General features: G+C 56.1%; 1 protein-coding gene. It reads left to right on the top strand.

What is annotated here, in order from left to right; all coding sequences use genetic code 11:
• Positions 1–60: 60 nt before the first annotated feature.
• Positions 61–410 (top strand): transposase (locus GTP44_RS26860; RefSeq protein ID WP_202424236.1); only part of this gene is annotated, 350 nt, incomplete at its 3' end.

The following is a 410-nucleotide window of genomic DNA, read 5'->3' as shown; positions in this document are numbered from 1 at the left end:
GAGCCTGTAAGAATTTCTGTGTGAAACGGGGTCATGAAATAATACCGAAAGGGATGCTCCATGATCGACACGATGACCACCAAGAAACCGCGCAAAAAGAAAGAGCCGTATCCATTCCCAGTTGAGCTGATCGACCAGTTGCTGGCCCAAGTTCAGGACAAGAACGCCGAGTCTATCCTCGGTGAGTCTGGCTTGGCAGGCCAGCTCAAGAAGATGCTGGCCGAGCGAATGCTGGCGGCCGAATTGACACATCACTTGGCCAACGAGGATGCGACCAGCAAGAACCATAGAAACGGCACCACGCCCAAGAAGGTTCTTGCACCGGGCGGTGAACTGCACCTCGACATTCCACGCGACCGCCTGTCCAGTTTTGAGCCGCAGCTGGTGGCGAAAGGCCAGCGGCGCATGCC

Source organism: Duganella lactea (assembly GCF_009857505.1).
GTDB lineage: Bacteria > Pseudomonadota > Gammaproteobacteria > Burkholderiales > Burkholderiaceae_D > Rugamonas > Rugamonas lactea.
This window is presented reverse-complemented; position numbering and strand designations above follow the sequence as displayed.